At 42.9% G+C, this 8,237-nt stretch carries 4 protein-coding genes and 1 pseudogene; 1 reads left to right on the forward strand and 4 read right to left on the reverse strand.

Annotated features, from left to right (window positions below):
- Positions 1 to 7 precede the first annotated feature (7 nt).
- Positions 8 to 2,824 (reverse strand): CHAT domain-containing protein, encoded by a 2,817-nt coding sequence (locus BJP37_RS10745; RefSeq protein ID WP_229415264.1) that lies wholly within the window; start codon positions 2,822 to 2,824, stop codon positions 8 to 10.
- 362 nt (positions 2,825 to 3,186) lie between these two features.
- Entirely contained in the window at positions 3,187 to 5,166 is a 1,980-nt protein-coding gene (locus tag BJP37_RS10750) for a ShlB/FhaC/HecB family hemolysin secretion/activation protein (protein ID WP_075898732.1), read from the reverse strand.
- A 308-nt stretch (positions 5,167 to 5,474) separates the two neighbouring features.
- Between BJP37_RS10750 and BJP37_RS43445 the strand changes: the two genes are divergently transcribed.
- Entirely contained in the window at positions 5,475 to 5,603 is a 129-nt protein-coding gene (locus BJP37_RS43445) for a hypothetical protein (protein WP_269086980.1), read from the forward strand.
- A 94-nt stretch (positions 5,604 to 5,697) separates the two neighbouring features.
- Here the strand turns inward: BJP37_RS43445 and BJP37_RS10755 are convergent.
- A pseudogene (locus BJP37_RS10755) lies at positions 5,698 to 7,141 on the reverse strand (nuclease/transposase family protein).
- A 194-nt stretch (positions 7,142 to 7,335) separates the two neighbouring features.
- Positions 7,336 to 7,794, reverse strand: coding sequence for a helix-turn-helix domain-containing protein (locus BJP37_RS10760; RefSeq protein ID WP_229415266.1), 459 nt, complete (start codon positions 7,792 to 7,794; stop codon positions 7,336 to 7,338).
- Positions 7,795 to 8,237: the final 443 nt, after the last annotated feature.

The raw sequence follows: 8,237 nt of genomic DNA on the forward strand, positions 1-8,237 counted from the left end.
ATGGCTATTACAACCAATTCCCTACCATGATATAAGCAGCCCAGTAATAAGGGTGTTCATAGTTTGGGTCTTGTAAAATTGATTTTTGGGCGCGATTGAGGGCTTCAGCTTTTGAGATTGATGTGTCAGTAAGTTCCTGGTAAAACCGATTCATTAACACAGCTGTGGCTTCATCATTAACTGCCCAAATAGTAGCTAGGGTACTACGTGCTCCTGCTTCTATCGCTACACCAGCTATACCCAGAGCCGCTCTCTTGTCCCCAGTTGCTGTTTGGCATGCACTCAGCACGAGTAATTCGATCGGAGTGGGTTGGCGTAGGTCTGTTGTTTGTAATAAATCCTTCAACTCAGTAACATTTATCTTACTATCCCAGGTCAGAATGAACGTCTTCTCAGCTTTAGAGCTAAATTCACCATGGGAGGCAATGTGTACTACTGGGAAAGGAGCTGCTTCAACAGAATTTTCAAAGTTGGTTTCAGTAAAGTCCTGATTGAGGAGGATTTCACTAGGAACTTGAGCCTTAATTTTCTCTAGCTCTACTTCTACAAATGGCAAAGGATTATATCCCTGACGGGATTCAGATAACCCAGCCGTTAGCACTCTGATATCTTCCCTTGCTAAGCGCTGGGGATTCATTAAATCTAGTCCAGGGGTTAGCGCTATACTATACTTTTCGACTAAATACTGCTCACCGTCGTGAAGTGCTGCCATGGGAATATTGCGCAAAGCTCCATCAAGCACAAATACTAGGGTGTCTACTTGAGAGTTAGCTAAATCCTCTTCAATCGGTCGGATTATCCAATTGTATACCTGCTGCGACATTGGTAAAAATTTCCGTCGATGAAGCTGGGGTAGGAAGTGATGCAGTTCTTCCAGAGTAGATTCAATTTGGTCTTGGGGAAGCGCTGTTCTATAGTGACGCAGTTTTTGTTGGGGTAAGCGGATAATAATATCCACGCTTTCTGGCAGTATGATAGGATAAATTAATGCTGCTTTCGTATCAGCTTGATCGATGACTTGATCAATGACTACAGGAGTAGCATTTAAGCAGGCTGAGCGAAAATAGTTATCTAGTTCAGCTAACTGTAGTGACTCAATGATCTCACGCGCTTTTTCCAAGTTCTCGGGATTAGAATTTCTGCTGTCTGATTGCAGCAGTAATTGCACGAATTCTCGATAGACTGGCTCTACACTCTCTCGAAAGGTAAACCTGACCTCTTGGTTAACAGCTACTAGGTCACTACGTATAGACTTGAGAGTATTAACTGCTTCGGTGTAAGCTGCGATCGCATTTTCCTCTTCCCCAAGTCGTTTCGAAATACGTCCCAGTTGCCATTGCCAGCGATAGCTAATATCCGGAGCATTGATTTCCTGAGCTAACTTTAACGCTTGTTGAGTCAGGTCTTGAGATTCTGGCAATTGCTGATTATGCTCATACAGTTGACCTAGACTACCAATAGCATAAGCTTCAGCTCGCTTATCTCCCAATGTTTTAGCCTGTTGTGCCGCAGTAGCTAGGATTTTAGCAATTTCATAAGAAGGCTGAACGGCAATTTTAACCGAAGCCTGAAGTCTCTTGGCTAAAGTCTGAACATATCCTTCATCCTTGATACTTCTAACTTCATCCTTCATTAGGCTTTGAGCAAAATTAATCCTCACATAGATACTGCGGCGGCTCAGAGGTAAGGATTCCAGTTGGGGCAGGATTTGAGGGATTAGTGCTTGTGCTTGCTTTATCCTTTTAGTATCAATCAATAAGCTAAGTTGATTTAATTGGGCTTCAAGCTTAGTGATTGGATCTAATGACTCATCGAATGCTTGTTGATAGTAGTCAAATGCTTGTTGATAGTAGTCAATAGCCTCGTCTAATTCTTGCTGAGCCCGCGCTGTATCCCCTGAGCTAAGCTGAGCCTGCCCTGTATCCCCTGAGCTAAGCTGAGCCCGGGCTGTATTCCCTAGACTAAATAGTGTAGCGCTAATCTCTTGAGACGATGATAAGTTTCGGGCAATCTGTAAGCTTTTTTCTAAGGTTTTCCGGGATTGGCTCAGCTGTCCTACTAATTGACGCATATTCCCAAGCGATCGCAACAAGACCGCTTTATTCAAAGAGTCAGGTTGAGCAATTAACGATTCCTCGACCTGATTGAGTAGATTCAACGCCCGCTTATACAGTCCTAAGTCTTGTAGGGCTTGGGCTATATTAATCCGACTGCGAATCTGACCAGCTTCATCCCCTAATTCACTATAAGTTACTGCAGCTTGCTCCCAACTTTCCATTGCTGCTTGTGCTTCTGATGAACCAAGCTCAATACTTCCTTTGATCATTAGGGATTGCGCCAGCACTTGTAAGTATGCTGTAGACTTATCACTCGGTTTTATAGAGCGCAATAGTTTTTCACTATTAGCGATCGCATTCTTGGCTTGAGTCCATAATCCCAGTTGCTGATAAGCCAACGAGAGATTACTCAACACCATCGCTTCTGATAGCTGATCTCCCTGATTTTGATTACTCTCAAGAGCTTGTTCTAAAACATCTACTGCTTCGGCGAATCTACCTGAATCGTAGAGACCTTGCCCCTGTGCAAGTAACGTGGAAAGTTTAAGGTTATCAGGTTTAAGGTTAGCAGGTTTAAGGTTAGCAGGTTTAAGAGCAATATCCCCTTCAACCTTCAACCCTTCAACCTTCAACCCTTCAACCTTCAACCTTCCAACCTTCAACCTTCCAACATTAGACCCTTCAACTTTCAACGTTTGTGGGACTTTCGCTAAAACCGGAGGGGCTAAATTGCACAATAATGCTGTTAACAGAGCGATCAGAGGCAATCTTATCCACCTCTTTACCCTCAACCCTAAATATTTTAGATTTGCTCTAGCTATGTCACTATAATAATATGTTGTTAGTTCAGCTATCAACCTAAGAGGTCTTTTTAGATTGTCCCACAAAACTCCAGATATCTTTCCCCTCCTGGGAGGGGTTAGGGGTGGGTTCCTCTTGCCTTTTGCCTCTTGCCTTTTGCCTCTTGCCAAAATAAGTGTATTTACAACCGAGAGCAAAACGGTATATATCCTTTTTTTGACCATTGTCTTTTTTTCCGATTACTGCATCTGATAACTATGATCATAAGCGCTATATTAATAGCAATTTTTAATTGTTAATTTTTAATTGTTAATTTTTATTTCTTTGATCAAAATGGTCTAAAAATCACCGAAAAATAGAAGCCATCTTCCTGTAAGGTTCTATCCCTAGTGTCAACAGGCACTAACTGCAAGCCCCAGCCGACATTAGCCTCTAGGAAATTTCCTTGCTGCCATCGCAAACCGAGACCAAGGGATGCGATCGTATTATCATCAATATCATTTTCATCTTCTTTATTCCAGCCAGTACCAAAATCAAGAAAAGGAGTCAACTGCACCAGAGTTCCGCTATCATTCTGAATAATTGGCAGACGCAGCTCTGCAGAAATAAAGGCACCATTGTCCGATAGAATCAGATCCTGGCGATAGCCCCGCACACTCTCTAAACCGCCAATCCCTATCTGTTCTAATGGTACCAAGCTTCGGTCTGCTAGTTGCACATCCCCTCGGATTAATAAGATAGTGTTTGGTGCCAGTAGCCTTACCCATTGGCCTTGACCACGCCAAGCGAAGAAATTGCTATCTGGTTCACCCCTACCGCTATTAATAGTAGTATCTCCTGAACTAATCCCGATACTGAACTGGGAACGAGCTGCTAAAACTTGTTGCTCACTGCGCTTAGTCCACTCTTGGAATAACCGGATGGCATTAATCCGGGTACGGCCTTCATCATCAGCTCCTGCTGATAAAGGAAAGGGGGTATCTAAGATGGATGTTTCGCTTTCCTGGCGTGAGCCTATTATACCAATAGCTACTTCTTCAGTAGGAGTTTGGAATACAGGCTGGCGCAGGGTTATTTCATAAAAGCGTGATTCTGAGTCAATATCTATATCATCAAAAGGAGGCTCAATTACTTCACTAGAGGTTGTCCCATAGGCGAGGCGCAGGGTACCATTACGGGGATTAATCGGTAAGGTATAGCTAACATCAAAGGTATCACTACCATCAGTGTTGGTGTAGTTGAATTCTAAGGCATCTCCCAATCCCAGTAAATTGCCTTCTCGAATTTTGGGACGACGCCGAAAGCTGCCTACACTGGGAGAGCGTCCATTATCTAATGTTATTTGGGTGCTAAAGGTATCCGCTTCAGTTACTGTTACTTCTAGCAAACTCTCCCCAGGATCAAGACCCGCCGACAGTTCAGCTGAGATGTTGGCAATTAAAGGGTCAAGTCGCAGCATTTGTAAGGCTTGTAGTAAGTGCCTTACATTCAGAGGCTTCTTGGTAGCGATCGCAAGACGGCTTTTGATGTAATTAGAATTAAGCCGACTCAGACCCTTGACAATAATATCTTCTAATTCCCCTTCGATAATCTCAATTCTAACTATCCCATCTTCAAGTTGCTGAGGTGGGATATAAGCTCCAGAGTTAACGTATCCTTCATCATCATATAACTTGGTAATCTCAGACCTGATTTTAAATAATGTTGGGAAGGAGATGGGTTGATTGAGGAAACGATCGGTAATTTCCGCTAATTTTTCCTGGCTGAATACCGTTGAGCCAATAATATTAAACCGTTTAATGAAAATTTGTTTTGGAATGTCCTCAAGAATTTCATCCGGTAGATCAGGGCTAGGAGCAGATGGGTCAAGAAGTTCGTCCACAGGAGGAAGTTTCTGGGGAGGTTGGGGTTCTGGCGCTGGTTCCAGAGAGGGAGGTTTAGGAGCCCGAGGTGTAGGATCTGGAAAGGGATTTCGCCGCTGCTCCTCCGGCAGCTCTATACCCGGAGGTAGGTTTGGAGGTAGGGCTTGACTAATTTTTGCTGGGGCTGGAGGACTGAGGAGTGGGTTAATCCCCATGGTGTTGAAATTTCTTACAGTGTCGCTCCCTAAAACCTGATTATCCCCTTTGTTCAAGTTCTCTGGAATTAGCACTGGCTCCTGTGGTAATGAATCCTTTACGAAAATTAGACTCTGATCATTAACAGCAGCTCCAGCTTCTAACGGTTTTAAAATTAGGCTACTGACAACTGCTAATGCACCCAAGGTTAACAAAGATGAACTCCTGACTACCGCAACAAATCTAAACATTACTTACCATATCGTAAATGTTTTTAGTAGGTAATAACTATGATTAGCTTTCCTGGTGCTAGAGTGACAAATAAAACGAACAGTAGTCAAGAGTAAGAGAAGAAATTGACAATTAATGTAATATATCTGTAGATCTATCAGTATATCTAGGGATAACTTTTGCGTCCGCTGAATTTAACAAGTAAGTATATCTACGAATCATCTAGGGATAACTTTTGCGTCCGCTACTCTGAGTGAAGCATTTCTACTGTTTGATTTGAACAGTTTGCCAACAACATTAAACCAACTATACCAATGCTAAATGAATTGTGAGAATTTTTGTTCCCTTTTCCCTACTCCCTACTCCCTACTCCCTGTTCCCTTTGGTATACAGTAAACTTGACCGCAGTTGTCTACTTGCCAAATTTAAACCTACCCGTTCCTGTAGCCTGGCCTAAAGACCAAGAGAACGCCGAAGGCCAACACATATGAAGCTCCACCACCTGGCAAGCCGTTCGCGTAGCGTCGGGCTTCGCCCGAGGTGGTGGTGTCTTATGCTAACCTTGAACTACCGCTAGTCCACAGGTCACACAAGCAAGCCCAGCTTCTAGGCGGTCGTCCAGATCTTTTGCGCTTTACGACCCTCGTTGCTATTTCTACGAACGAGTTTAAAAACACCTCTAGCACCGATATTGTAAGCTCCATTTAGATTGGCCGTAGGCCACGCTACGCGAACAGCATTAAAGCACTTACCTGAGGCGAAGGTCGCTAGAGAGTATTTTTTTGAGTTTCTCTTTACTGTGCCAGAACCATCATAAGCAAGTTTCGAGGTATAAGCCGCTACGATTTCTACTACCTTGCCTCCTAATTCCGACCATTTCATTTCGGTGAAATTACGAATCTTAGCTTTTAGCCATCCATGGAATTTTTGTCGAAGGTTAGACCGTTTCTTTCCGCCTTTTGGCTTCCAGTCTTTAAGATTCTCAAACACGATGGCTAAGGCCGTAGGCCACGCTACGCGAACAGAGTTGAACTGCTTAGCAACCTCAACAATTCGCTTAGAGACAATGTGGCCTATTTGATGATTGATTCTTCGGCATTTTTCATAGGTTTTAGAACAGAATCCTTTGTGAAGTTTTCCGCCTTTACCCATGGTTTTGGACGCCCGCGTAGATACGGATTTCAGTCTTTTGTCTCGGCGGTCTATGTCTCTTCCGGGGTGAACGAATTCACGTTCGCGTAGCGTCGGCTTTGCCGAATGGATTACAGTGCCGCTATGAGTTACAACTGCTATCGTGGCTGTTGTGTTGATTCCCAAATCAACTGCTGTAACATTGGCCTCCGGTTTTCTTTTTTCTGGCTTGCAGGCAAATGGAACTGACAGGTAACACCCCCTGTTGTTAATCACTAGTGAAGGAGACATCATTTTATTGGACGTTACCAAGTGACGCTCTCTTAACCCAGTAATTTTAACGTCAGTCCAAACCCAATCAGAGCCGTTAAAGACCTTTATTTCTACCTTGTTAAATTCATGTAGTTTATAGCATTGCCCCTTGTAAAGAGAGGGATAACAACCGGTATTTGCATTTAATCTTGGAGGCTTAGCATCTTTCCTTTTTCTGCTTCCTGATTGCCAATCGTAATAACGAGTAACAAAACGGCTAACCTGACCAGCGGAGAATGCGATTCGGCGTAGCCGACGCTTCGCGAACGCAGCACGACGTAGATAGCTAGGAAATTTATAAAAGGCTTTATTGAATTGAGGGTATTTGATACTAGGACGTTTAGCTGTTTGATGCATTAACTTTTCGACAGCCGGAGTTAGTTGATCTGCCGTCAGTTCTCCCAGTTTAGACCAGTGAGTGTAAATAATACCAACTAAAAACTGACAAGCGTGGCGATATACCTTAACCGTTTTCCCTAGCAGCTCCTTTTGATCTGGGGTTGGGTTGAGTCGCCACTTATCAGTTCTTATAATTTTATTTTGCGTTTTCACTGGCTCAACAAAATCTTTTATAGTTAATATCTTAGCTTACAAAATACAAGACGACAATCGCTTATTAGTGTCCATTTTTTTGCAATTGTTATTGTCGCTCCTTAACCCCCACCTCGTTCAGGTGGGGGAATGCGTCGCGTTTTTGTTCAAGCAGCTTCCATCTGGGATGCCACAAGCTCATACCGATACTGCAATTAACTAAACACTTTAGTGAGAATTTCGACAGAAGGGTCAACTTCTAGCCACACCGTAGCTCCACAATCCTTGGGAGAATTGGGTTGATAGACTAACCGAGATGGACCCTTGATTTCTACATAATGACCGTAGGTGTTGCGGTTGCCTTGTTTGACAGTGAGCACAGGATTGTAGGTGTCGTACTTTTTATTTTGTTTAATGACGTTCTGGTTGACGTGGATGTAACTCGCCACCTTCTGGAAACCTCTTCTCCAGGTTCCCTTGGGTCCACGGCGACCAGGACTGACCCTAGGCAAGCCGTTAAATAGGGGAATTTGCCAAAATCTGCCTACTTTTTGAGCGCCCTTAATTCTGCCATTTTTCAAAAGTTGCCGAACTCGTTGGACACAAATCCCTAGAAGAAAAGCTGCTTGGGTAGTTCCGACGATCTTGGCTTGTTGGTTCATTTGTTGGTTCATCTTTTGTTCCCCTTTACTATCGCGCTAACCTTATATTTAAGGTAACACATTAATTTCAGGTTGTGTTAGTTTTTTGCAAAACTTTACAATTTATCTAGCGCTAGTTTTTATCCATGCTAAGGGTTGTTTGGGTTGATTAAGTGATGAGCTTAAAATAGCGCTATACTTTAGCCAAATTTATCTAGCGCTAATTTTTTATGAGCTTTAAGGGATGTTTGGGTTGATTAAGTGATGAGCTTAAAATAGCGCTATACTTTAGCCAAATTTATCTAGCGCTAATTTTTTATGAGCTTTAAGGGATGTTTGGGTTGATTAAGTGATGAGCTTAAAATAGCGCTATACTTTAGCCAAATTTATCTAGCGCTAATTTTTTATGAGCTTTAAGGGATGTTTGGGTTGATTAAGTGATGAGCTTAAAATAGCGCTATACTTTAGCCAAATTT

The sequence above is a fragment of the Moorena bouillonii PNG genome (assembly GCF_001942495.1).
GTDB classification, from domain to species: domain Bacteria; phylum Cyanobacteriota; class Cyanobacteriia; order Cyanobacteriales; family Coleofasciculaceae; genus Moorena; species Moorena bouillonii.